The following is a 21930-nucleotide window of genomic DNA, read 5'->3' on the forward strand; positions in this document are numbered from 1 at the left end:
GTCTCGCTTTGAAGCTAGCTCAACGGCCGATACCTCCGACTCGCATCCTCGCATGGTCAAGCTTCCGGCGTGCCCACCAGGCCACAGCCTACCAAGCCCATCTCAAACCGAAAACGCAACTGTAGTGCTAAGCCTGAGGTTGTTCCTTTTCTTCCGCTGTGCGCCCGCCGCCGCGCAGCACCACATAGATTGCCGGAATGACCAGCACCGTGAGCGCGGTGGAGGAGGCAAGGCCGAACAGAAGGGAGATGGCGAGCCCCTGGAAGATCGGATCTGTCAGGATCACCGCCGCCCCGATCATGGCGGCGAGCGCCGTGAGGAGGATCGGCTTGAAGCGGATGGCGCCGGCCTCCAGCAGCACCTCGACCAGGGGCCGGTCGGGCGTGCGGGCATGGCGGATGAAGTCGACCAAAAGGATCGAATTGCGCACGATGATGCCGGCGAGCGCGATGAAGCCGATCATGGAGGTCGCGGAGAATGGCGCCCCGAACATCCAGTGGCCGAGCATGATGCCGATGAAGGTCAGGGGGATCGGCGTCAGGATGACGAGGGGCACCTTGAAGGAGCCGAACTGGGCCACCACGAGGATGTAGATGCCGAGGATCGCCACGCCGAAGGCCGCCCCCATGTCGCGGAACGTGACCCAGGTCACCTCCCATTCACCGTCCCATAGCAAGGTGGGATGGCTCTCGTCGTCGGGCTGGCCGTGGAGGGCGATCACGGGCTTGGGCACATCGCCCCAGTCCGCCTTCCCGATGGCGTCGGCCACCGCCATCATGCCGTAGACGGGGGCCTCGAACTGGCCGGCGAGTTCGCCGGTGATCATTTCGGCGGCCCTGCCGTTGTGGCGGAAGATGGGGTAGGAGGCCGGCTCGCGCGTCACGCTCACCACGTCGCCGAGCTCCACGACGCCGCGCGCGCCCGGCAGCGCATTGGCCGGCACCGGGGTGGTGAGCGTGCGCTCGTTCACGACCTCGGCGCTCTTGGGCAAGGCGATGCGGATCGGGATCGGCTGGCGGCCGCCCCCACGGTGCGAATAGCCCACCGTCGCGCCGGAATAAAAGGCGCGGATGGCATCGTACACATCGCCCTGCTCGACCTTGTAATATTCGAGGTTGTCCTGGTCGATGGCGATGCGCACGCGCTCGGGCCGAATACCGTAGCTGTCGTCCACGTCGACGATGAAGGGCACGCTCTCGAAGGTCTCGCGCACCTTGGCCGCCACCGCGCGCCGGGTGGCGGGGTCGGGGCCGTAGATCTCGGCGAGGAGCGTGCCCAGCACCGGCGGCCCCGGCGGCGGCTCCACCACCTTCACCGCCGTGCCCGCCGGCAGATCGAGCCCCCGCAGGCGCTCGCGAATGTCGAGGGCGATGGCATGGCTCGGCCGGTCGCGGTCGCCCTTCGGCAGCAGGTTGACGGTGACGTCGCCCTGCTGCGGCTGGGAGCGCAGGTAATAGTGCCGCACCAGGCCATTGAAGTTGAACGGCGCCGAAGTGCCGGCATAGGTCTGGAACGAGATCGCTTCCGGGATCGGGGCGAGCCGGTCGACGATGGCCTGCAGGGCCCGGTTGGTGTCCTCCACCGAGGACCCTTTCGGGAGGTCGACCACCACCTGGAGCTCGGTCTTGTTGTCGAACGGCAGGAGCTTCACCGTGACGTGCCTGGTGTAGATCAGCCCCAGCGAGGCGAGCGTGGCGAAGCCGACAATGAGAAGGAAGGTCCAGGCGCGGGCCTTGGTCTTGAGGATCGGCGTGGCCACCGCCACATAGGCGCGCCCCAGCCAGCCACCATGGCCCGCATCGTGTCCATGGGCCGCCGCATCGCCCTTGCGGCCCAGCTTCATCATGAGCCACGGCGTCAGCACCACGGCGACGAAGAAGGAGAACAGCATCGCCGCTGAGGCATTGGCGGGGATCGGGCTCATATAGGGGCCCATCATGCCGGAGACGAACAGCATGGGCAGGAGCGCTGCCACCACCGTCAGCGTGGCGATGATGGTGGGATTGCCGACCTCTGCCACCGCCTCGATCGCTGCCCGCTCCCGCGGCCGGCCATCCCGCATGGCCCAGTGGCGGGCGATGTTCTCGATCACCACGATGGCGTCGTCCACCAGGATGCCGATGGAGAAGATGAGGGCGAACAGGCTGACGCGGTTGAGCGTGTAGCCCATGAGCCGCGAGGCGAAAAGGGTGAGCAGGATGGTCGTGGGAATGACCACCGCCACCACCAGCGCCTCCCGTCGGCCGATGGCGAAGGCGACCAGCACCACGATGGACACCGTGGCAAGGCCCAGATGCAACAGCAGCTCGTTCGCCTTCTCGTTGGCGCTCTCGCCGTAATTGCGCGTGACCGTCATCTGGACGTCCTGCGGGACGATCTGCCCGCGCACCTGTTCCAGGCGCTGGACGACGTTGTCGGAGATTACGACCGCATTGGTGCCGGGCCGCTTGGCGATGGCCAGCGACACGGCGGGCACGCGATCGAGCCCGGCGGAAGTCCTGCGCACGTCGGTGACGCGCGCCTCGTTGGGCTCGGTGGCGAGCACCACCCTGGCCACATCGCGCACATAGACCGGCCGGCCGTCGCGGGCGGTGATAAACAGGTTGCCGATTTCGGGCGCGGTCTGCAGGGTCTGGCCGGCGACAAGCGTGCGCTGCTGCCCCTCTTCGCGGACCTTGCCGATCTGGAACGAACGGTTGGCGCCCTCGATCTTGGCCGAAAGCTGCTGAAGGGTGATGCCGTAGAGCGAGAGCTTCTCGGGATCGGGCTCGACCCGGATCTCCTCCGGCTGCTCGCCGACGATATAGGTCAGGCCGATGTCCGACAGCTTGGCCACCTCCACCTGCAACTCGCGGGCAAGGCGGGTCAGCCCGTTCGCGGTCCAGCGCGCGGCGGCCGTCGGCGCCGGGGCGAGCGTGACGACGACGATGGCCACGTCGTCAATGCCGCGCCCCACGATCAGGGGCTCGGCGATGCCGACCGGGATGCGGTCCAGGTTCGCCCGCACCTTGTCGTGCACGCGCAGGATCGCCGCATCGGAACTGGTGCCGACGAGGAACCGGGCGGTGACGACGACGCCGTCGTCCTCGGTCTGGGAATAGACGTGCTCCACGCCGTCGATGCTCTTGACGATGGTCTCCAGCGGCTCGGTGACCAGCTTGACCGCATCCTCCGCCTTGAGGCCGTTTGCCTCGACGCGGATGTCGACCATGGGAACCGAGATCTGCGGCTCCTCCTCGCGTGGCAGCGTGACGAGGGCGACGATGCCCAGCGCGAACGCGGCCAGCAGGAACAGGGGGGTGAGCGGCGAGCCGATGAAGGCGCGCGTCAGGTTGCCGGCGATACCGAGCTTCATTTCGCGCTTCCCGGCAGGACGATGCGGTCGCCGTCCCTGAGCCCCGTCAGAACCTCGACCCGCGTCCCGCCATTGTCCGGGAACGTTTCGCCGAGGATCACCGCCACGTCGAGCGGGCCCTCGGGCCTGGCGACGCGGACATAGTCGATGCCGTGGCGCGTCGTCACCGCGTCCGGTGGAACGGCGATGACCGCGCGCTTGCCGACCGGGATCCAGACCAGGGTGCGCTCATTCACGAAATAGTCGCCGAGCCCCGCCACTTCCACGTCGGCGATGACGCGGCCGTCGGATATCTCCGGATAGATCTTGACGATGCGCCCCGGCCGCGCGGTCGCCATGTCGCCGCCCTTGGCGGGGGAGAGGCCGCGCTGCCCGATGAGGACGGTGTCGCCGTCCCTGATTTCCGCGGCGTGGCGTTCCGGCAGGGACAGGCGCAGATAATACTGGCCGCTTGCGATACGCGCGACTTCCTCGCCAGCGAGGATGACCGAGCCGAGCGTCACCGGGACGGTCAGGACCCGCCCGGTCGCCGGCGCGACGATGGCACCCTCGGTGGCCCTTTGCGCAATGACCGCCTTGTCGGCCTCGGCGGCGGCGACCTGGTTGGCGGCCACGTCGAACTGGGTCTGCATCTGGTCCAGACGGCTCTGGCTGACGACGCCCCGCGTCAGGAGTTGCTGGTTCCGGTCCAGTTCGGTACGGGCATTGGCGAGCTGGGACTTGAGTTCCTTGATCTTCGCCTCCGCCGCGTTCAGCTCGAGGGCGAGCTTGTCGTCCACCACCAAGGCGATGGCTTGCCCTTCCTTCACCTCGCTGCCCTCGGTGACGCCGATCTGGCGGATCGTGCCGCCGATGCGGGCGCGTGCCGGCACGACGGTGCGGCTTTCCACCTGGCCGAACACCGCCTTCAGCTCCGGGACCGAAACCGGCGCGACGGTCAGCTCCGCCGCGGCGGAAGCCCCGCCCACGCCAGCTCCGCTTTCGGCGAAAAGCAAGACCAACATAAGCGCGGGAACGAAGACTTTGGTTCGTAGCATGGAATACTCGGTGAAGGAGGGTGAGCCGGTATCTCAGTGTCGTCGACGTGTGGCGCCGCGTCGTCCGAAGGACGATCGCGCCAGGGTCCTGGCCCGTCTATTCGAAGGCGCTACCAGGCTTGCAGCCCAACTTCTTGAAGATCAGGGCGGCCGGACAGAAGCCGGTTATCGATGACTGAATCAGATTCAGCCCGACGAAGGCGGTCAAAAGGTACCAGTAGGACGACACGTAGAAGCCGAGCGCCAGAGAGACAAGGATCATGATTCCGGCAAACAGGAACACGGCGCGATCGACGGTCATTTTGATGCACTCCTTTGATTTTATGCTGTGTCGCATAAGTCTTTTGTTGTCTCTGCGTCCGGCTCAGCGAAATCGGTCGACATGAGGATGGGGGTCGAAAGTCACGTCCAGCACGCGCCGCACGATCTCGTCGCGCATCGCATCGGCGAAGGTAGTGGCGACGCGCCGCACTTTCTCGTCGCAATCGAACACGGGATCGATGATCGCGGCGCGTCCCGTCGCCGGATCCTCGGCCAGATACGCAATGCTGCAGGTCTCCTTGTGGAAAATCCCGCTCGCAAAGGCTTCTGCACCGACGGCATTTGCATCATGTTCGCCACCCGCGTCGCGTGTCCCGCATCGCTTGCTGGGCCTCGCGTTCGAGGCCTCCCAGTTTTCGCACTTGCACATAACATTAAACAAATTTAAATTCAAGATTATGAATGTTAAGGACATGATCCCTGCAGCGGAAAAGGCCGCCGAGTTGATGCGCAGCTTGTCGCATCCGCAACGGCTTCTGGTGCTGTGCGCTCTGGGGAACGAGGAGAAGTCCGTCGCCCAGCTTCGTCAGGAATTGGGGATTGGGCAAGTTCCGATGTCGCAGCAATTGATGCGGCTCAGGGCGGACGAACTGGTCGAGGCGCGCCGCGAAGGCACGACCCACTATTACCGGATCAGCCGGCCCGAGGTCTTGGACGTAGTCGAGGCTCTACACGCCGCCTTCTGCGCGGAAGCAACGGGCCAAGCCTGTCGGAACCCCGTCGCCAGAGGGATGGTTTCGAAATGAATGAACCGTTTTTCCGCCGGATCGCTGCCGGCGTGCGCAGGATTCTCGGCGCGGCGGACGCTGGCGGCGCAGCACGTCCCACCGCGATCGATGCTCTGGCGGCCAAGGCGCGGGTTGATGACGGGCGCGCGATCCTCGTGGATATACGCGAGCCGGGGGAAGTCGCCGTCGAGCGAATTCCCGGGGCCGTCCTGCTGCCACTGTCGCTGATCGCAGCCGGAGCGTCCCTTGGAGAAACAGGCGCGAAGGCGGCGATTTTTCTGTGCCGCTCCGGTGCCCGAACCAGCCTTCACGCCGGCCGTCTGCAGCGGCTTTGCGCCGGAGAGGTCTATCTGCTCAGAGGGGGCATCATGGCGTGGAAGGTCAAGGGATTGCCCATGGCGAAGGGCCGGAACTGAATAGTGAACCGCCCCTAGATTCCTGGACGCTTTCTTCGCTAAATTTTGAGGCAAGGAGGCCCCGATGGGCAAAGCGAACTTCACCGAGGACTTCAACGTCGCGCTTCAGGCGCTGCTGGCCGCCGTCTGGCGACACAAGCCGAAGGACCGTGTGCTGGTGCATTCGGATCAGGGGAGCCAGTTCACCAGCATGGAGTGGGCTTCGTTCCTGAAACACCACGATCTGCAGCCCTCGATGAGCCGTCATGGCAACTGCCATGACAACGCCGTGGCCGAGAGCTTCTTCAACCTGCTCAAGCGTGAACGCATCCGCCGCCAGGTTTATCCCTCGCGGGACGAGGCACGCCGGGACGGGTTCGATTACATCGAGATGTTCTACAACCCCAACCGGAGGAACCGCATCCCGGCGCGCGTCGGAAGGCAGTGTTCGACAAGCTGGCGCAAGACCTTGGCGCTCCGGACGCCTGCACCGTTGTCGTGTACGATTATTCCCCGGAGTCCGAGCTGGACGCCGGCAGCTTCGCCGAGGCCGGCGCACGGCTGCGCCTGTCGCCACCGGCGGTGACGCGCGCCATTTCCGCGCTCGAGGACCGCCTCGGCGCGCGCGTCTTCAATCGGGTGACTCGCAGCGTGACCATCACCGATGTCGGCCGAAGCTTCCTGGAAAGCGCACGGCGCGTCCTCACCGATCTCGACGCGGCCGAGAAGGAAGCAGTCGGCGAAACGGCCATGCCGCAAGGCCACCTCACCATCACGGCTTCGGTGACGTTCGGGCAATCCGCGCTTCCACCGGTGGTCTGCGCCTTCCTTGCTCAGCACCCGCGCGTGTCGGCATCCGTTCTGCTGCTCGATCGGGTCGTGAGCCTTGTCGAGGAAGGCATCGATATTGCCGTGCGCATCGGTCACCTGCCAGATTCGAGCCTGATGGCCAAAAGGATCGGCGCGGTCCATCGGGTCCTGGTCACAAACCCGGATTACCTCGCCAGGCGCGGGGCGCCGGTCGCACCCACCGACCTGCGGCTCCATTCCATGATCGCCTTCACAGGCCTCATGCCGAACCGCGAATGGCGCTTCCTGAACGGGCAGAAGCAGGGCAGCCTGAACCTCAACCCGACCTTCGAAATCAACGACGCGGTGACCGCCATCCAGATCGCCGAGAAGGAGCACGGCATCGCCATTGCCCTGTCCTACATGGTGAGCGACCGTCCTCGGCGCATTCAAGCCGCCGGCCCAGCCGGTGCACCTGGTCTATCCGCACGCCCGGCTCGTCGCGCCCAAGACTCGTGCCTTCGTCGATTTTGTGGCTCCTCGGCTGAAGACCACCCTCGATCAATTGATGTGGAGGAGCCCGGACGCTTTTCGACAGGACGCCTCGGGGCGAGCGTCCTGACAGCTGAAAGCCTACACTCCAGTATTCAGTCCGAGCCCGAAGGGCGGACGCCCCAAGAAACCCGGGACGATTGTCTCCGACCTGGGCCGCATCCACCGTCATATCGTTCCCCTCCTCGGCTCGCGCCGCGTCAGGGACCTGACGAAAGCCGACATCACGAAGGCCACGAAGGACATCATGGCGGGGAAGACCCGCGTCACCGTCAAGACGAAGAAGCTGCGCGGCAAGTCCATCGGGAGAGGCGGTGCCGGTACAGCCACGCGGACAATCGGCCTGCTGGGCGATCATGACAATCGGCAGACCGGTGAGAGCGCCGACACGTTCTGGCTCGACGGCCCACTGAAAACCAACACAGTCAAGCAGGCCCGCTTCATGGCGCGTCTGGCGCAGTAGAAGCTCGACGCCTCGGCGCGTGCGCAAACGATCACACATGACATTATCCGGCTCGAAACCGAGGACAGCAAGACTTGCTACGGCAAGACGGGATGGTGCTTCTTCAGCACACCGAATCTCGGCTGGTAGAGCGGCTGGGTCGAGCGTGACGACAAGATCTTTGCATTCTCGCTGAATATCGACATGCCGGGCGCCGCAACTGAGGCGCCGAAGCACGTTGCGATCGGCAAGGCGATGCTGTCGAAGCTCGGCGTGCTCTGATTGCCGCGCCAGCAATTGACTTCTGTAAGGTTGCCCCCAAGTTTTATCCAGCAGAGAGTTCGTTCTGACAGTTGGATTTGGCCTGTTCGAGGGGAGCGGCGGGTTCTGTCGCTGAGCTTCTGGTTTGGCGCAGCGGCAGATCCCGTCGCGGGTGGAAAATTGCGGCGAAGGCGGACGGGGTCTGCCGGCCGTGAGCAGAGTGCGGCCGATCCGTTGTAGTTGGACCGTCACCCGCTCAAGACGGCTCTGGCCTGTCCTGTGCGCGAATTCGCAGCACTGGAAACCATCGCGCCCTTGGGCGATGATCGCCTCGCCGGCTTGCTGGCTCTTGCCGCCAGTTGATGCTTCCGGTTTGTGGTGGTGAGGTCCTCGATCACACCACCAGTGATATTATGTCCCAGAATACGATCCTCGCAGCGAGGGACGCAAAATGACACGAAAGTTTCTCGTCGCGGCAACGCTCCTCACCATCGTGACGGCACTCATGGCTCAGCCGGAGAAGTCAACCGCGCAGGCACTTGCGACAAGCGACGTGCGCGCCATCGCAAAAGAGTCGGTCATCTATGGCTTTCCGCTGGTCGATAATTATCGCGTTCTGTACTCATACTTCGTCGACGCGACGACTCCTGAATTCAAGGCGCCGTGGAACACGCTTTACAATGTCGCTCGGGTCTTCACACCCGACGATAAGGCGATCCAGACTCCCAATTCGGATACCCCCTATTCATTTCTGGGCGCCGACCTGAGGGCTGAGCCGCTCGTCCTGTCGGTGCCGGATGTCGCCAAGGACCGCTACTATTCGCTCCAGTTCATCGACCTTTACACCTATAACTTCGCCTATGTCGGCAGCCGCGCGACCGGCAATGCGGCAGGCAACTTCCTGCTCGCTGGACCAGGCCGGAAAGGCGAGAAGCCGGCCGGCATCAACGAGATCATCCGCTCGGAAACCGACTTTGCCTTCGTCCTGTACCGCACCCAGCTCAAAGGTCCCGACGACATCGAGAACGTCAAGAAGATCCAGGCAGAGTACAAGGTTCAGCCGCTATCGAAATTTCTCGCCAAGCCAGCTCCTGCTGCGGCGCCGAGGGTCGACTTTTTCAAGCCGGTGACGGCGGAAGAAGAGCGCACATCGCTACGCTTTTTCGACGAGCTGAACTTCATCCTGCAGTTTGCGCCGCCCCATTCGAGCGAAGCCGAGCTGAGGGACCGCCTTGCGACGATCGGCATCGTGCCCGGCAAGCCGTTTGATGCAGACCAGAAGTCCGCCGAATTCCGCCAGGCCGTTTCGGAAGGCATGGCGGACGCCTGGAAGGCCCTTGCCGATTTCAAGGCGCAAGAAATCGACACCGGCAAGCGGACCTCCGCCGACGGATTCGGCAACCGGGAATTCCTGAATGGCGACTATCTCGGCCGCATGGCCGCGGCGGCGTTCGGCATCTACGGCAACTCGAAGGAAGAGGCGATCTATCCCGCCTATTTCGTCGATTCCGAGGGGCGGCCGCTCGATGGCGCAAAGCATCGGTACACATTGCGCTTCGGGCCCGGCGAGTTGCCGCCGGTCAACGCCTTCTGGTCACTCACCATGTATGAACTGCCGCGAGCCTGCTCGTCGCCAATCCGCTCAAGCGGTACCTGATCAATTCGGCGATGCTGCAGGACCTGAAGCGTGATGCCGACGGCGGCATCACGCTTCACCTCCAACACGATTCTCCCGACAAAGGCGCGCAGTCCAATTGGCTGCCGGCGCCGGCCGGTCCCTTCTGGGCAACAATGAGGCTATACTGGCCGCAGCCTGCCGCGCCCGACGGGAAATGGAAGGCCCCGCCGCTCGCACGCGCGGCGCAAAACTGAACGAGGCTCCATGATGAACACGAAGCAGACCGTCGCCGCTTTGTTGTTGAGCCTCGCCGGAACACTGCCGGCGCGCGCCGATCCGGCAGTTGCGATCCCGGTTTCGACCGACAATTTCGTTCGTGCCGAGTCGGACCTCTACTTTGCCGGGATCGTCAAGAATGGCGGGTTCGGCAAGTTCGACCACACGCGGGAGCCAGCGCCAATCGACAAGCAGACAGTCATTCGCCTCAACCGGGACACGCTCTACTCGTCGGCGGTGTTCGATCTCGACGCGGGTCCCGTCACGATCACGCTGCCGGAAGCCGGAAGCCGGTTCATGTCGATGCAGGTGTTCGACGAAGACCAATATACCCACGGCGTCCATTACAAGCCGGGCAAGTATACGCTCACCAAGAAGGACATCGGCACCCGTTACGCCGCGATCGCCATCCGCACGCTGGTGAACCCGTCCAATCCTGAAGATGTGAAGAAGGTGCATGCGCTGCAGGACGCGGTCACGGCAAGCCAACAGGCCACCGGCAGCTTTGAGATCCCGAACTGGGATCAGGTCTCCCAGAAGAAGGTGCGCGATGCGTTGCTGTCGCTCGCGACATTGCTGCCCGACACGAAGCGCATGTTCGGCCGCAGGGAAGATGTCGACCCGGTTCGCTTTGTGATCGGCGCCGCCATGGGCTGGGGAGCCAATCCTCCCAGCGAAGCGCTCTATCTCAACGTGACCCCGCCCGAGAACGATGGGACGACAGTCTACAAACTCAAGGTGAAGGATGTTCCGGTTGACGGTTTTTGGTCGATCAGCGTCTACAATGCGGAAGGCTATTTCGCGCCAAACGACCTCAACGCATACTCGTTGAACAACGTCACGGCGAAGAAAGACAAGGACGGCTCCATTGAAATCCAATTTGGCGGGTGCACGGAGAATTCCGTTAATTGCCTGCCGATCGTTCAGGGTTGGAACTACATGGTCCGCCTCTACCGGCCGCACAAGGAGATCCTGGATGGAGCCTGGAAGTTCCCCGCGGCAATGCTCGCGAAGTGAGGCGGCCATTGACGTCGGCCCGGCTTGAGCCGGCGAGGCACCCGACCACCGCCGCGGACGATACCACTCTTGGGAAGAAGATCCACGCAACACCTACGGGAATTTCCGTGCTGAAGGTCCGCTTTGCAGAAGGGTTGCAGTGTACGCTTGTCGGCGCCCCTACAACACCCGCGCCTGGCGCGTGTCACTCTCGGGCGCCGACGGACAAAGCGGGCTCTGCTTGTCGGAATTCCGTGAGTGTGTGGCATTGGGAATCATGACCCTGACGCACGCATCAAGTGCTGGATAGTCACTCGGGATACGTCTCGCCGCGATCCGGTGCATCCTTGTGGAAAAGGATGAAGACCAAAGGGTTGCCCGGCTCAGCCATCGCGTCGCTGCGCTGGCCCGTCACCGCTCCGGCCACGCCGCTTGTGTATTCGGCGACCACTTCACCGAAGCTGTTGCGCTGGATGGCGACCTTCTGTCCGGGCTCCACCTTGTCATTGAGCCTGACCAGATGCTCGACGAGCCCGCCCTCGGTTGCCAGGATCGGGAACGCACTGTTGCCGACGAAGACATTTACGTCCTTGCCTGTACGTCCCATCGGCCCGGCCACGATACCGTAATGCTTGAGGACGTTCATCGTGCCTTCCACGAACAACCCGATCATCTGCAAATTCAGCACACGTGCGGCGCCGATCTCCGGCGTGAAGGCGGGGATGCCCACGTCCATGAAAGCATTGTGCAGGACACCCGGATAAACGTGATTGTCGAAGACCTGGCCGACGGGATAGAGCTCCACCATCGCTCGGACCTCCGGCACGTCCATGCCGGCGATATTGAATGCGGTGACCTCAAAGCCGGTTGTCCCCGTATGGAAGTCGATCGCGGCATCGGCGTTCGGCCGCAGCAGCCGGTTGAACAGCAGCCCGGCATGGCGGCTTGGGGCGGTCGGGCCGTTCTCGTTGCCGGGCCATTCCCTGTTCATGTCGATCAGATCGGCGCCTCGGCCGGCATTGGGCCATCTGCGCTGCATGCCTTCCAGGGCCGCACGGGACACGTCCGTGACAGCCATCACCGTGCCCGACATCTGCGCCGGATCGAGCTGGTTCACCACCGTCTGCACCGTGTGCACGGAGCTCATCTCGTCGCCGTGCACGCCGCTGACCAGAACGACGCGCTTGCCAGGCTTCGCTCCCCTGGCGACCGTAACGGACACATACCAGTGCTGTCCGGTGGGCATCTCGACGCCCTGAAAATACAGAAGATGCTTCCGCCCTGGTTCCAGGTCGTCGACGGCGAGCGCGCTGACGACCTTTTTCCCCTGGATGACATCGCCGGTATAGACCGTTGCGGATGCTGTACGGGATGCAGGACCCGCAGCAGAGGTGGGCGAAGCCTGGGCGTTGGCGGAACTGGCATTGGCAACGAGCCCAGCCGATGCGCCGATCGTTGCAACTGAGGCAATCATGAAGTCGCGGCGATCGAGGCGCTCGCCGGGCCTGTTCGGCATGACGCAGATCCTTTCTATGAGGTCGGCAGCGGCTTCCCGGTGCCGACCGCCTGATAAACCCTACCAAGGGTGGCCCAGTCGATCGGCGAGTTTGAGGCGAAGTGCCAGCGATTCCGCTGCCACCTATGTGCCTGCCCTTCCAAGCATGCTTGAACGCCAGCGGCGCTGCGTGCAATCCGCCACCAGCTTCCGCAGCTTGGCGTTCTCGTCCTCGAGCGGCTTCAGCCGCCGCATCTCCGGCGGCGCTCCCTGCCCGCCGCCGTGAGCAAGGCCGGAAACTCTAACTTCCGGCGGTCCAACGAATGGTCTCGGATCAAGAGTCCATAGCATCTCAGCAAGATGTGACGAAGCGTTCCAGCTTGCCCAGCGTTTGCAGGCCCAGTTCCACGGCGCCGAAGCCCTTCGCGTCCTGGAACTCAGCTTCCGTGCGGAAAACCATGCCCAGCGTCACCTTCGTCGCCCCGTCCTGATCCTCGAACGAGGCCCAGGCGTCGGCATGTTTCGGTCCGTTCTCGCCCCACAGCAGCGTATAGCCAATTCGTTCCTCGGGCCGGACCTCGGTATAGAGATGGTGGTTCGGGAAGACCGTGCCATCGGGCGCGATCATGTCGAACACCCATTCGCCGCCCGTTCGCAGGTCGATCCTCGTCGTCCGGCAGGAAAACCCATCCGGCCCCCACCATTGCGGCAGCGTCTCGGGGTTCATCCAAGTGTTCCAGACGATGGTCCGCGGCGCCTGTATCACCCGCTGCAGCACCATGGTGCGCTCGGCCGCTCCGGTGAGATTGGCCAGCCCCGCGTCGAAGCCCATTCGGTAGCCGGCCTCGATATCGTCGGCCAGCGCGGAAAGCTGTACCGTCACGACCAGCCGGCTGCGCTCCTCCGTGCCTGAGAAAGCGGCCGTCACCAGCGCCGCCGATTGCGTCACGCCCGCGGAGGAGACCACCTCGTAGTTCACGCTGCGCACCGCCGGCTGCAACTCGAGCCAGCCACATTCACAGCGGATATCCGGCTGGCCATCGACCTTGCAGAGCGAGATTTCGCGTCCGCCCACCCTGGTGTCGGCCTCCAGAAACTCGACGGCGACCGAGGGCGTCGGAGCAGACCAGACCGCCCGCGCGGCGGGAGCCGTCCAAGCGTGCCACAGCACCGACAATGGCGCGGCCACAGCCCGCTCGAAGGTCAGCGTCGCAAAGTGGCCTGGCGCATGATCGGGGGCCGCAGGCATGCGGTCAGGGTTCCGTTTCGATGTCATTTCGTGCCTTCCTTCATCGCCTTCATCGCAAATGCCTCCAGCCGGCCGAGCCGGCCTTCCCATATGGCCCGCTGCTCATCGAGCCATGTCCGAACCGGCTCCAAGGCCTCCGGCACGATGGCGCAGGTGCGCACCCGCCCATCCTTGGACGTGGAGATCAGCCCCGCCTCCTCCAGCACCGAAAGGTGCCGCATCACCGTGGGCAGGCGCAGGCCCGTGGGTTCCGACAGGTCCGTAACCCGCGCGGGCCCTTCAGCCAGCCGGGTCAGAATCGATCGACGGGTCGGATCGGCCAGGGCATGGAAAAGCGGCGAGAGTTCAGGATAATACTTAGCCATTTGACTAACTAACCCCGACACACCAGCGCCGCAAGAGAAACTTCGTCAAGTTGCTAAGTGTTTCTTGGTTGGGAGGCCAGGACCGCGAAGCGGCCGGCCTCCTTGCGTGCCGGCGCAGCGCATGGTCTGGACCACAACCTTGGCGGAGGGCTGGCAACCGATTGAGCTCTGGTTGGCGACATTCGAGGCGGATGGGAAGGGCGCACGGTATTCGGCCCGCGTGCTTCACAAGAGCCCCTGCTGATAGCCGCAAGTATGAGGAACTGGGTTTTCGCGAGGACCGAGGAACCAAGATTGAACCAGCTCGCAGCATTTGCGGAGCGATTAAGATTATGTTGCCAGGCAAATGCCCGGATCATCCCTCGCTGCACAATCGCGTCCGACGTGTCTATCGTATTGATAAGCAAAGAGATGGGCTATCAATCTGTGCGGTAATATCCCTGGATGATGGCCGGCCTGCTCTATCTGGGAGCTGGCCTCGGCCTCGCCGCGGTGCACCTGTCCCGAGCCGCTTTGCGGCTGCCAGCCGTCGAGGCGCCGCTGCGGCGGGCGGACATGCCCTGGCTTGCCCTGCCGGAGGCTTCCTTACTCCTCTGCTGCTCATGTTCGGCCTGCCCCTGCGCGGAGCTCGCAATCGTCATACTCGGCGAGGCGATTTCGGTGCAGCTGATGGCGGTCGGCTTCTGGCTGCATCTATCCGAGCGGCACGAGCACCCTCATGCGCACGAACCGAGGGTGCAGCCCGGCGAGCCGCACACCCACTGGCACCGGCACGCGCCGCTGGCGCATCGGCACCCGCATTATCCCGATCTCCATCATCGCCACAGGCACGGGAATTAAAGCCGTCCGCGCCTTCGCTGGTGCGGTTCACCATCGCGGCGGCTCCCGGGAGACGGGTCGTCGCACCCCGCCCGGCGCGTCAGGGCGGACACCGTCACCAGCAGGGCTGCGAGGACCGCGAAACCGGCCCCTGCGGCAAAGGTCGCCGCGGAGCCGATCCGCTCCCACAGCACCCCCGCGACGACGCTCGCCACCAGCATCGCGACGCCGGTCGCGAGGTTGAACAGACCGAACGCCGAGCCCCGCAGCGTCGCGGGCGCGTGCTGGGCCACCAGCTTGGCGAGCAGGCCCTGCGTGAGCGCCATGTGCGCGCCCCACAAGGCGATGCCGAGAAAGGCGCCCCACAGCCCCGGCGCGAAAGCCAGCATCAGGTCGGCGCCGATGAGGACTGCCAGCCCCACCAGCAGCAGGCGCGTGGGCGCGGCCTGGTCGGACCAGGCGCCGGCGGGATAGGCGCCGAGCGAATAGACGATGTTCATGGCCACGAGAACGAGCGGCGCGAGGACCAGCGCCAAACCTTGGTCATGTGCCTTCAGCACGAGGAAGGCCTCGCTGAACCGCGCAAGGGTGAACACCACGCCGATGGCGACGACGCCCCAGAACGTGCCGTCAAGTTGCCGGAGATCGGCGAGGCGCACCGGCGGCGGACGGCCGGTAGCGCCCTCCTCCCCGATGGCGCGATCCTCGACCCCCAGGATGACGCACGCCACCGCGAGTGCGCCGGGGATGAGGGCGAACCAGAACACCGTTCGCATGTCGTCGGCGAACAGCGCCATCAGCGCGATGGCGAGGAGCGGGCCGAGGAACCCCCCGACCGTATCGAGCGCCTGGCGCACCCCGTAGGCGCGCCCGCGGATGGAAGGCGGCGTGACATCCGCCACCAGCGCGTCCCGCGGCGCGCCGCGGATCCCCTTGCCGATGCGGTCGGCGAAACGCGCGGCGAACACCATGGCCGGTGCGCCAGCGAGGGCGAAGAACGGCTTCGACGCGGCGCCCAATCCATAGCCGATGAGGATCAGCGGCTTGCGCCGGCCGATGCGGTCGGACAGGTAGCCGGAAAAGACCTTCACGATGGCGGCGGTGGATTCGCCCACCCCCTCAATGAGGCCCACCACGGCCACGCTGGCCCCGAGGGTCGCGGTGAGAAAGAGGGGCAGCAGCGCGTGGATCATCTCCGAGGAGATATCCATGAACAGGCTCACGAACCCGAGCGCCCAGACGGTTCTCGGAATCGACGGGCGCTTATCGCTGTCTTGAGCACGAGCATGCATCATGGCTCTCAACTTGACGAACCCGACCGGCGCCCACAAGGGCTCATGCGCCCTCGCCCCGTTACGCTGCGCGCACCAGCGTCATCATGCCGGGTCCGTGTGGCCGAGGTGGCAGTGGAGGAACCACGACCACATGGCCCGCGTCGAAGGCGGTGGTCACCGGCGCATGGGCGGGAACGACCACCGTATCGCGCACCGACCCGGAAAAGCGCTGTCCGCTGATGCCCACCACCTGGAAATGATGCCCGTGCAGGTGCATCGGGTGCATCATGGATGTGGGGTTCATGAAGGTCATCTCCGCCCGCTCGCCCTGGCGCACGTCGAAGGGCCGGTGCCCGCCGCGGATGTGGCCGTCAATGACCCGGCGAGAGCCGGGCTCTTCGCCGAACATCACCGTATAGCGCGTGTCAGGTTGCCGTGGCGCGACGGGCTTTGCCGCGGGTAGCTTCAGTTCGAGGGAGAGGTCGGCAAGCCCCAGGGGTATCGGCTCCGTCCGCCTCGTTATCTGAGCTGCGTCTCAACCGGCAGGCCGTGCTTGCTCCAGGCCAGCATGGAGCCGTCATAGAGCATGACGTTCCGGTAGCCGAGCAACTCGTGCAGCACGAACCACGAGATGGCGGAGACATGGGCCGTGTTGCAATAGGCCGCCACCGTCTGCCGGGGACTGAGGCCGACGGCTGTATAAGCGAGGGCGAGTTCCTCCTTCGGGCGATAGGTGCCGTTGGCGGCAAAATTCGCATCGAAAGGAAAGAGGGTCGCGCCGGGAATGTGGCCCGCCTTCGCGATGTTCGGGCGCTTCTCCAGGCCCACATAGAAGCTGAAGAACCGGGCGTCGAGAATGCCCGCATCCTTGCGTGTCTGGAGCGCCTCCATTTGGGCTGTGTCGGCGAGGAATTCGCGACGTGGCGGCCGGGCCTTGAAATTTCCGGTCTTCGCGGCCTCGTCCTCGCCCCACACCTCGCGGTTCTCAGCCACCCATTTCGTTGTGCCGCCGTCGAGGATGGCGACCTTGTCGTGGCCATAATATTTGAGCTGCCAATAGACGTAGGCGGCATAACCCGCATCGTCCGGTCCCCGCCCGCGGTGGGTGAGCACGAGCGGCGTATCGTCGTTCACCCCGGCCGATCGCATGAGCGCCGAGAACGCCTCGGGCGGGAGGTTCATGTCGGTGATTTCCACGCCGCGTTCGGTGGTGGTGCCACGGGCCTGGCGGAAGTCGAGAGGCACCGCGCCGATGAGGTGGCCGCCCTCCTTGTAGCTGGTGTCGTCATTGCGCACATCGAGGACGAGGACCTCGTCCTGGTGGGCTGCGAGCCAGTCACTCGCCACCAGAGGACCAGGGAGATCCAGGGCAACTGCCGGCGTCGCGGGCACGGCCGCGAGGAGCCCCAAGGCAAGCACGCACGATAGCATTTTGAACATTGGCGTTTCTCCCATTTTTTGGTTTGGACTTCGGCGGTGGCCTCGCGTCAGCCCGACGCGACCGGCAGTCCCGCGGCGCGCCATTCCGGCATGCCGTCTTCCATGCGGCGGGCCGAGAAGCCCCTGGCGCGCAGGCGTGCGACCGCCTCCACCGCGAGCAGGCAATAGGCGCCGCGGCAATAAGCAACGATTTCCGTCGCCGGATCGAACTCGGCGAGGCGGGCGTCGAGCTCCTCCAGCGGGATGCTGACGGCGCCGGGCACGTGGCCGAGGTCGAACTCCTCGCGAGGCCGCACGTCGATCACCGTGACGAGGCCCGCCTGCGTGCGTTCCACAAGGTCGGTGCGGCCGACGGGCTCGAGCCCGTCCCGCCCGTCGAAATAGCGTGCCAGCAGCATTCCGACCGTCGCGATGTTGCGTTCCGCCGTCTGCCGCAGCACCGACATGAGCTGGACGATCCCGTCGTCCGCCAGCCGGTAGAGGACGAACTTGCCGTCACGGCGGGCATCCAGCAGGCCCGCGCGACGCAGCTGTTGTAGGTGCTGGGAGGCATTGGCCATGGAGAGCCCGGTCAGCCGCGCCAGCGCCTCCACGTTGCGCTCGCCCTGGGCGAGGTGCTCCAGCAACTCCACGCGGTGCTCGTGGCCGAGGGCGCGCGCCACTGCGGCCAGCTCGGCGAACAGAGCGCGTTTGGGATCCGTTGACTTGCACATGATGGTAGCGATACATCATTCAAGAGATAATTTGAACGTATAGTTATCCTGTCCACGCCGCAAGAGCATCGCGGGGAACCGGCGGAGTCGGAAATGCACGCGCTGCTCATTCTCAATGATCCGCCCTACGGCACGGAACGCGTCTATAACGGCCTGCGCCTCGCCGCCGGCATCCTCAAGCAGGATGCGGGAAACCGGGTCACTGTGTTTCTCATGGCGGATGCCGTCGCCGCCGCGAAGGCGGGCCAGAAGACGCCGGACGGCTATTACAATGCGGAGCGCATGCTGAAGCGGGTCCTCGCCGGCAACGGCGAGGTGCTTCTGTGCGGCACCTGCATGGACGCCCGGGGCTTCTGCGATGCCGATGTGACGCCGGGCGCGCGGCGCAGCACCATGGATGAACTCTCGGCCGTCACCGTTTCGGCCGACAAGGTCCTGGTGTTCTGATGACTGGACCCGCCATTGCGCAGGCGATGCCGCGACGCCGCCTGATCCGGCAGGTCGCGCTGCTCTCCGCCGCCCAGGCTCTGTTCCAGACGGCATCGGTCATGGTGATGACGGTCGCCGGCCTTGCCGGCGCCGCCATCACCCCCGCGCCGGAACTCGCCACGCTGCCGGTGGCGGCCATGTTCCTCGGCACGGCGATCGGCATCGCCCCGGCATCCCTGTGGATGGCCCGCGTGGGGCGAAGGATCGGCTTCGTGGCGGGCGCGCTGCTGGGAACCCTCGGCGGCCTCCTGGGGGCGCTCGGGATCTTTTATGCGTCGCTGCCGCTGCTCTGCCTCGGGACGGGCCTCGTCGGCACCTACCAGGCCTTCGCGCAATTCTATCGCTTTGCCGCGGCGGAGGTGGCCACCGACGCCTTTCGCCCCCGCGCCATCTCCTTCGTGCTAGCGGGCGGTGTAGTGGCCGCCATCGCCGGACCGATCCTCGGGCGCTTCGGTGGCCCTTTGCTGGCGGCGGACTATGCCGGCTCGTTCCTGATCCTCGCCGTGGTTTCGCTGCTGGCAGCGGGTCTCCTGCTGGGCGTGGACATGCCGCGGCCCGCGCGGAGCGCATCGAGCGGCGGGCGCCCCCTGGGCGCGATCATCCGGCAACCCGCCTATCTCGTGGCCCTCTTCGGCGCGGCCACGGGCTATGGCGTGATGATCCTCGCCATGACGGCGACGCCGCTCGCCATGCTGCACCATCATCACGACCTTTCGGACGCGGCGACGGTGATCCAGCTGCATGTGCTTGGCATGTTCCTGCCGTCCTTCTTCACCGGCGCGCTCATCTCCCGCTTCGGGGTGCTCAAGGTGATGCTGGCCGGCGCGTTCCTGCTGGCGGGTCATGTTCTCATCGCCCTGTCGGGCACGCAATTCCTCGCCTTCGCCTCCGCGCTCGTTCTGCTGGGCGTGGGCTGGAACTTCCTGTTCATCGGCGGCACCACGCTGCTCACGCGATGCTACGCGCCGGGAGAGCGCGCGCGGGCGCAGGCGGCCAACGACCTTGTGATCTTCATCGTCGGGGTGGCGACCTCGCTCGGCGCCGGCGCCATGCTTTATCTTCTTGGCTGGCAGATCATGAACGCCGTGCTGCTGCCCTGGCTCGCCCTCGCGGTCCTCGCCCTCGTGTGGCTCGGCTGGCGCGAGCGGCGGGGCTAGACGCCTAGACCTTACACGACGCGATCGCCCGAGCCTTGGCCCCTTGGTTCGCCGCCGGCAGGCGGACCGTTGCCCGCAGCCCTCCTTCCGGCCGGTTGGACAGGCTCACCTCGCCCCCATGGGCGCGCAGTATGGCACGGGCGATGGGGAGGCCGAGACCTGCGCCGCCGGTCTCGCGCGAGCGGGAGGTCTCCAGCCGCTCGAAGGGGTCGAACACCCGCTCCAGATCCGCTTCCGGGATGCCCGGTCCGGCATCGTCGATGGTGACGAAGGCCTCTCCTCCGGCATGGCTGATCCCGACCGTCGCGCCCGCGCCATAGCGCTGGGCGTTCTCCAGGAGGTTGCGCAGCGCGCGGCGCAGGGCCATCCGGCGGAGCGGGAGGACGTGCGGTGTCGACACAACGAGGGTGACGGGCGGGCCCGAGGCGGAAAGCTCCGCCGCAAGATCGGCCAGGAGGCCGTTCAGGTCCACCGGCTCCAGGGGCTCCGCCACCGACACGCCGCGCGCGAAGGCCAAGGTGGCCTCGGTCATCTCCTGCATCTCGTTGAGGATGAGGGTCATGCGCTCGCGGATTTCGTCGTCCTCCACCATCTCGGCCCGCAGCCGCAAGGCGGTGATGGGCGAGCGCAGATCGTGGCCGAGCGCCGCCAGCATGCGCGTACGCTCACCGATCATCCCGGAGAGCCGCTCGTGCATCCGGCCAAGGGCCTCGGCGAGCGCGCGCACCTCGCGCGGACCCTCGCGTGGCAAGGGGGGCGGCTCGGCGCCGAGCCCGAAGGCGTCGGCTGCGGCGGCCAGCCCGCGCAGGGGACCGGTGATCCGCTTGAGGCCCAGCCAGAGCGCGCCGAGAAGCAGCAGCAGCGTCAGCAGGGTCGAGGCGAGCGCCTGCGGCGGCAAGTGCATGCCGGGCCGCTCCAGCCGGGCGGCGGCGTTGAGCCAGAGGCCATCCGCGAGCGGCAGCGAAAGGCGCAGCTCCGCCGGGGCGATGCCGTAGTCCCTCAGCCATCGCATGGGGGCGGGCGGTCCATGGCCGTGATGGGGGGTGTCCCAGCCCTCCTGCGCGCGGGCCCCCGGCCACTCCACCGCGATGTCCGCGCGGCCCTCGGACACCTCCGGATCGGAGGAGAGCGCGAAGCGCAGAGCACGGGAGGTGGCGGCCTCCACCAGTTCGCCTCGCACGGGCGCGGGTGCGCCATCGATGAGCCTGGCGAGCCGCGTTGCGTGCTCGGCCGCCATGGCCCGCTGATCCGCCCGGATGATCGCGCCCCGCTCCGCGGTGAACAGCCAGAAGCTGGCGATCTGGCCGACGATCATGGCCGCCACCGAAAGCAGTGCCACCTGGGCCAGAAGGCTGGTAGGCAGAAGGCTCTTTGCCAGAAGGCTCTTGGGCAGGAGGCGCCTCATCTTGCCTCCCGCACATCGGCGGCGAGGCTGTAGCCGCCCGCCCGGATGGTGGTGATGATCTTCGGCTCGGCGGGGTTCGCCTCGATCTTGCGGCGCAGGCGGCTGACCTGGTTGTCGATGGTGCGGTCGAAGGCGTCGGCGCTGCGGCCGCTGGTCAGGTCCATCAGCTGGTCGCGGGAGAGCACGAAGCGGGGCCGCTCCAGAAAGGCCACCAGTAGCTTGAATTCGGCGGTGGTGAGGGCGACCTCCCGTCCGTCCACCGCATGCACGAGCTGGCGGCTGTCGGTATCGAGCACCCAGCCGGCAAAGGCCAGCTTGCGCCCGCCGAGGGCGCCCGCCAACAGTTCGGTGCGCTCGCTGCGGCGCAGGATGGCCTTCACGCGCGCCAGCAGCTCGCGGGGGCTGAAGGGCTTCACCAGATAGTCGTCCGCGCCGATCTCAAGGCCGACCACCCGGTCGGTCTCCTCGGCCAGCGCGCTGAGCATGAGGATGGGCGGGCCGCCCGCAGCGCTCAGGCGACGCGCCGCCGACAGCCCGTCCTCGCCCGGCATCATCACGTCGAGGATCACGAGATCGAAGCGTCCGCTCCGCAGATGCTCGTCCATCTCGGCCGCCGACTTCGCGGTGGTCGCCCTCAGCCCGTTCTTCTCCAGGTACCGGCCGACCGCGTCGCGGATCTCGCGGTGATCGTCCACGACCAGGATGTGGGGAATGTGAGGGTGCTCTGCCATGGGGCAGGTTTAGCGCCTCCTTG

The 21930-nt window shown here is 65.7% G+C and carries 19 protein-coding genes and 5 pseudogenes; 10 read left to right on the plus strand and 14 right to left on the minus strand.

Going from position 1 to position 21930, the window contains the following annotated elements; genetic code table 11:
• Window positions 1-127 precede the first annotated feature (127 nt).
• The 4 genes from K9U41_RS11125 to K9U41_RS11140 all read right to left on the minus strand — a co-directional run bounded on the left by K9U41_RS11125 (window position 128) and on the right by K9U41_RS11140 (window position 5128).
• A complete protein-coding gene (locus K9U41_RS11125) occupies window positions 128-3355 on the minus strand; it encodes an efflux RND transporter permease subunit (RefSeq protein ID WP_282640907.1) in 3228 nt (1075 codons plus the stop codon).
• Window positions 3352-4359: an efflux RND transporter periplasmic adaptor subunit gene (locus K9U41_RS11130; RefSeq protein ID WP_282640908.1), complete on the minus strand. Its 1008-nt coding sequence runs from the start codon at window positions 4357-4359 to the stop codon at window positions 3352-3354. The genes K9U41_RS11125 and K9U41_RS11130 overlap by 4 nt, the downstream gene beginning before the upstream one ends.
• Before the next feature lie 130 nt (window positions 4360-4489).
• A complete protein-coding gene (locus tag K9U41_RS11135) occupies window positions 4490-4693 on the minus strand; it encodes a YgaP family membrane protein (RefSeq protein WP_282640909.1) in 204 nt (67 codons plus the stop codon).
• A 63-nt stretch (window positions 4694-4756) separates the two neighbouring features.
• Window positions 4757-5128 (minus strand): hypothetical protein, encoded by a 372-nt coding sequence (locus tag K9U41_RS11140; RefSeq protein WP_282640910.1) that lies wholly within the window; start codon window positions 5126-5128, stop codon window positions 4757-4759.
• Between K9U41_RS11140 and K9U41_RS11145 the strand changes: the two genes are divergently transcribed.
• The 5 genes and pseudogenes from K9U41_RS11145 to K9U41_RS11165 form a co-directional block, all read left to right on the plus strand.
• The gene (locus K9U41_RS11145) at window positions 5127-5459 is read left to right on the plus strand and encodes an ArsR/SmtB family transcription factor (protein WP_282640911.1); all 333 of its coding nucleotides are present in this window, start codon (window positions 5127-5129) and stop codon (window positions 5457-5459) included. The genes K9U41_RS11140 and K9U41_RS11145 overlap by 2 nt on opposite strands.
• Complete coding sequence (locus tag K9U41_RS11150; RefSeq protein ID WP_282640912.1) at window positions 5456-5857, plus strand: rhodanese-like domain-containing protein; 402 nt, start codon at window positions 5456-5458, stop codon at window positions 5855-5857. Before K9U41_RS11145 ends, K9U41_RS11150 begins: the two co-directional genes overlap by 4 nt.
• Before the next feature lie 94 nt (window positions 5858-5951).
• A pseudogene (locus tag K9U41_RS11155) lies at window positions 5952-6254 on the plus strand (DDE-type integrase/transposase/recombinase); the annotation flags it as partial.
• Between the two features lie 164 nt (window positions 6255-6418).
• Window positions 6419-7012 (plus strand): annotated as a pseudogene (locus K9U41_RS11160) (LysR substrate-binding domain-containing protein); the annotation flags it as partial.
• A gap of 274 nt (window positions 7013-7286) precedes the next feature.
• Window positions 7287-7529: pseudogene (locus tag K9U41_RS11165) on the plus strand (integrase); the annotation flags it as partial.
• A gap of 415 nt (window positions 7530-7944) precedes the next feature.
• Here the strand turns inward: K9U41_RS11165 and K9U41_RS23945 are convergent.
• Window positions 7945-8115 (minus strand): annotated as a pseudogene (locus K9U41_RS23945) (IS3 family transposase); the annotation flags it as partial.
• 216 nt (window positions 8116-8331) lie between these two features.
• On the opposite strand from K9U41_RS23945, the pseudogene K9U41_RS11170 reads away from it, so the two are divergent.
• Together K9U41_RS11170 and K9U41_RS11175 are read left to right on the plus strand one after the other, a co-directional pair.
• A pseudogene (locus tag K9U41_RS11170) lies at window positions 8332-9752 on the plus strand (DUF1254 domain-containing protein).
• A gap of 13 nt (window positions 9753-9765) precedes the next feature.
• On the plus strand, window positions 9766-10791 hold the full coding sequence (locus K9U41_RS11175; RefSeq protein ID WP_432715775.1) for a DUF1254 domain-containing protein: 1026 nt from the start codon (window positions 9766-9768) through the stop codon (window positions 10789-10791).
• 289 nt (window positions 10792-11080) lie between these two features.
• Here K9U41_RS11175 and K9U41_RS11180 read toward each other — a convergent pair whose 3' ends face one another.
• The 3 genes from K9U41_RS11180 to K9U41_RS11190 all read right to left on the minus strand — a co-directional run bounded on the left by K9U41_RS11180 (window position 11081) and on the right by K9U41_RS11190 (window position 13879).
• On the minus strand, window positions 11081-12286 hold the full coding sequence (locus K9U41_RS11180) for a M14 family metallopeptidase (protein ID WP_282640914.1): 1206 nt from the start codon (window positions 12284-12286) through the stop codon (window positions 11081-11083).
• Between the two features lie 331 nt (window positions 12287-12617).
• Window positions 12618-13541: an SRPBCC family protein gene (locus tag K9U41_RS11185; protein ID WP_282640915.1), complete on the minus strand. Its 924-nt coding sequence runs from the start codon at window positions 13539-13541 to the stop codon at window positions 12618-12620.
• On the minus strand, window positions 13538-13879 hold the full coding sequence (locus tag K9U41_RS11190) for an ArsR/SmtB family transcription factor (RefSeq protein ID WP_282640916.1): 342 nt from the start codon (window positions 13877-13879) through the stop codon (window positions 13538-13540). Before K9U41_RS11190 ends, K9U41_RS11185 begins: the two co-directional genes overlap by 4 nt.
• Window positions 13880-14323: 444 nt before the next feature.
• Between K9U41_RS11190 and K9U41_RS11195 the strand changes: the two genes are divergently transcribed.
• Window positions 14324-14719, plus strand: a complete 396-nt coding sequence (locus K9U41_RS11195) for a hypothetical protein (protein WP_282640917.1) — start codon at window positions 14324-14326, stop codon at window positions 14717-14719.
• Here the strand turns inward: K9U41_RS11195 and K9U41_RS11200 are convergent.
• From K9U41_RS11200 to K9U41_RS11215, 4 genes are all read right to left on the minus strand, one after another.
• On the minus strand, window positions 14716-15990 hold the full coding sequence (locus tag K9U41_RS11200) for an MFS transporter (RefSeq protein WP_282640932.1): 1275 nt from the start codon (window positions 15988-15990) through the stop codon (window positions 14716-14718). The two genes, K9U41_RS11195 and K9U41_RS11200, sit on opposite strands and share 4 nt — an antisense overlap.
• Window positions 15991-16051: 61 nt before the next feature.
• The gene (locus K9U41_RS11205; protein ID WP_282640918.1) at window positions 16052-16381 is read right to left on the minus strand and encodes a multicopper oxidase domain-containing protein; all 330 of its coding nucleotides are present in this window, start codon (window positions 16379-16381) and stop codon (window positions 16052-16054) included.
• A gap of 110 nt (window positions 16382-16491) precedes the next feature.
• Window positions 16492-17412: a sulfurtransferase gene (locus K9U41_RS11210; RefSeq protein WP_282640919.1), complete on the minus strand. Its 921-nt coding sequence runs from the start codon at window positions 17410-17412 to the stop codon at window positions 16492-16494.
• Window positions 17413-17459: 47 nt separating this feature from the next.
• The gene (locus K9U41_RS11215) at window positions 17460-18125 is read right to left on the minus strand and encodes an ArsR/SmtB family transcription factor (protein WP_282640920.1); all 666 of its coding nucleotides are present in this window, start codon (window positions 18123-18125) and stop codon (window positions 17460-17462) included.
• 93 nt (window positions 18126-18218) lie between these two features.
• Here K9U41_RS11215 and K9U41_RS11220 point away from each other — a divergent pair, with 93 nt between their 5' ends.
• Together K9U41_RS11220 and K9U41_RS11225 are read left to right on the plus strand one after the other, a co-directional pair.
• A complete protein-coding gene (locus K9U41_RS11220; RefSeq protein WP_282640921.1) occupies window positions 18219-18572 on the plus strand; it encodes a DsrE/DsrF/TusD sulfur relay family protein in 354 nt (117 codons plus the stop codon).
• Window positions 18572-19771, plus strand: a complete 1200-nt coding sequence (locus K9U41_RS11225; RefSeq protein WP_282640922.1) for an MFS transporter — start codon at window positions 18572-18574, stop codon at window positions 19769-19771. The genes K9U41_RS11220 and K9U41_RS11225 overlap by 1 nt, the downstream gene beginning before the upstream one ends.
• A gap of 4 nt (window positions 19772-19775) precedes the next feature.
• Here the strand turns inward: K9U41_RS11225 and K9U41_RS11230 are convergent, their stop codons facing one another.
• Both K9U41_RS11230 and K9U41_RS11235 read right to left on the minus strand, forming a co-directional pair.
• Window positions 19776-21176, minus strand: a complete 1401-nt coding sequence (locus K9U41_RS11230) for an ATP-binding protein (protein WP_282640923.1) — start codon at window positions 21174-21176, stop codon at window positions 19776-19778.
• A complete protein-coding gene (locus K9U41_RS11235) occupies window positions 21173-21907 on the minus strand; it encodes a response regulator (protein WP_282640924.1) in 735 nt (244 codons plus the stop codon). Before K9U41_RS11235 ends, K9U41_RS11230 begins: the two co-directional genes overlap by 4 nt.
• Window positions 21908-21930: the final 23 nt, after the last annotated feature.

Source organism: Xanthobacter autotrophicus (assembly GCF_029991245.1).
GTDB lineage: Bacteria > Pseudomonadota > Alphaproteobacteria > Rhizobiales > Xanthobacteraceae > Xanthobacter > Xanthobacter autotrophicus_C.

Excerpts from the sequence above, each read along its gene's own strand:
- K9U41_RS11125 (WP_282640907.1), bottom strand. The coding sequence starts at position 3,355 with ATGAAGCTCGGTATCGCCGGCAACCTGACGCGCGCCTTCATCGGCTCG.
- K9U41_RS11130 (WP_282640908.1), bottom strand. The coding sequence starts at position 4,359 with ATGTTGGTCTTGCTTTTCGCCGAAAGCGGAGCTGGCGTGGGCGGGGCT.
- K9U41_RS11135 (WP_282640909.1), bottom strand. The coding sequence starts at position 4,693 with ATGACCGTCGATCGCGCCGTGTTCCTGTTTGCCGGAATCATGATCCTT.
- K9U41_RS11145 (WP_282640911.1), top strand. The coding sequence starts at position 5,127 with ATGATCCCTGCAGCGGAAAAGGCCGCCGAGTTGATGCGCAGCTTGTCG.
- K9U41_RS11140 (WP_282640910.1), bottom strand. The coding sequence starts at position 5,128 with ATGTCCTTAACATTCATAATCTTGAATTTAAATTTGTTTAATGTTATG.
- K9U41_RS11150 (WP_282640912.1), top strand. The coding sequence starts at position 5,456 with ATGAATGAACCGTTTTTCCGCCGGATCGCTGCCGGCGTGCGCAGGATT.
- K9U41_RS11175 (WP_432715775.1), top strand. The coding sequence starts at position 9,766 with ATGAACACGAAGCAGACCGTCGCCGCTTTGTTGTTGAGCCTCGCCGGA.
- K9U41_RS11180 (WP_282640914.1), bottom strand. The coding sequence starts at position 12,286 with ATGCCGAACAGGCCCGGCGAGCGCCTCGATCGCCGCGACTTCATGATT.
- K9U41_RS11185 (WP_282640915.1), bottom strand. The coding sequence starts at position 13,541 with ATGACATCGAAACGGAACCCTGACCGCATGCCTGCGGCCCCCGATCAT.
- K9U41_RS11190 (WP_282640916.1), bottom strand. The coding sequence starts at position 13,879 with ATGGCTAAGTATTATCCTGAACTCTCGCCGCTTTTCCATGCCCTGGCC.
- K9U41_RS11195 (WP_282640917.1), top strand. The coding sequence starts at position 14,324 with ATGATGGCCGGCCTGCTCTATCTGGGAGCTGGCCTCGGCCTCGCCGCG.
- K9U41_RS11200 (WP_282640932.1), bottom strand. The coding sequence starts at position 15,990 with ATGCATGCTCGTGCTCAAGACAGCGATAAGCGCCCGTCGATTCCGAGA.
- K9U41_RS11205 (WP_282640918.1), bottom strand. The coding sequence starts at position 16,381 with ATGTTCGGCGAAGAGCCCGGCTCTCGCCGGGTCATTGACGGCCACATC.
- K9U41_RS11210 (WP_282640919.1), bottom strand. The coding sequence starts at position 17,412 with ATGTTCAAAATGCTATCGTGCGTGCTTGCCTTGGGGCTCCTCGCGGCC.
- K9U41_RS11215 (WP_282640920.1), bottom strand. The coding sequence starts at position 18,125 with ATGTGCAAGTCAACGGATCCCAAACGCGCTCTGTTCGCCGAGCTGGCC.
- K9U41_RS11220 (WP_282640921.1), top strand. The coding sequence starts at position 18,219 with ATGCACGCGCTGCTCATTCTCAATGATCCGCCCTACGGCACGGAACGC.
- K9U41_RS11225 (WP_282640922.1), top strand. The coding sequence starts at position 18,572 with ATGACTGGACCCGCCATTGCGCAGGCGATGCCGCGACGCCGCCTGATC.
- K9U41_RS11230 (WP_282640923.1), bottom strand. The coding sequence starts at position 21,176 with ATGAGGCGCCTCCTGCCCAAGAGCCTTCTGGCAAAGAGCCTTCTGCCT.
- K9U41_RS11235 (WP_282640924.1), bottom strand. The coding sequence starts at position 21,907 with ATGGCAGAGCACCCTCACATTCCCCACATCCTGGTCGTGGACGATCAC.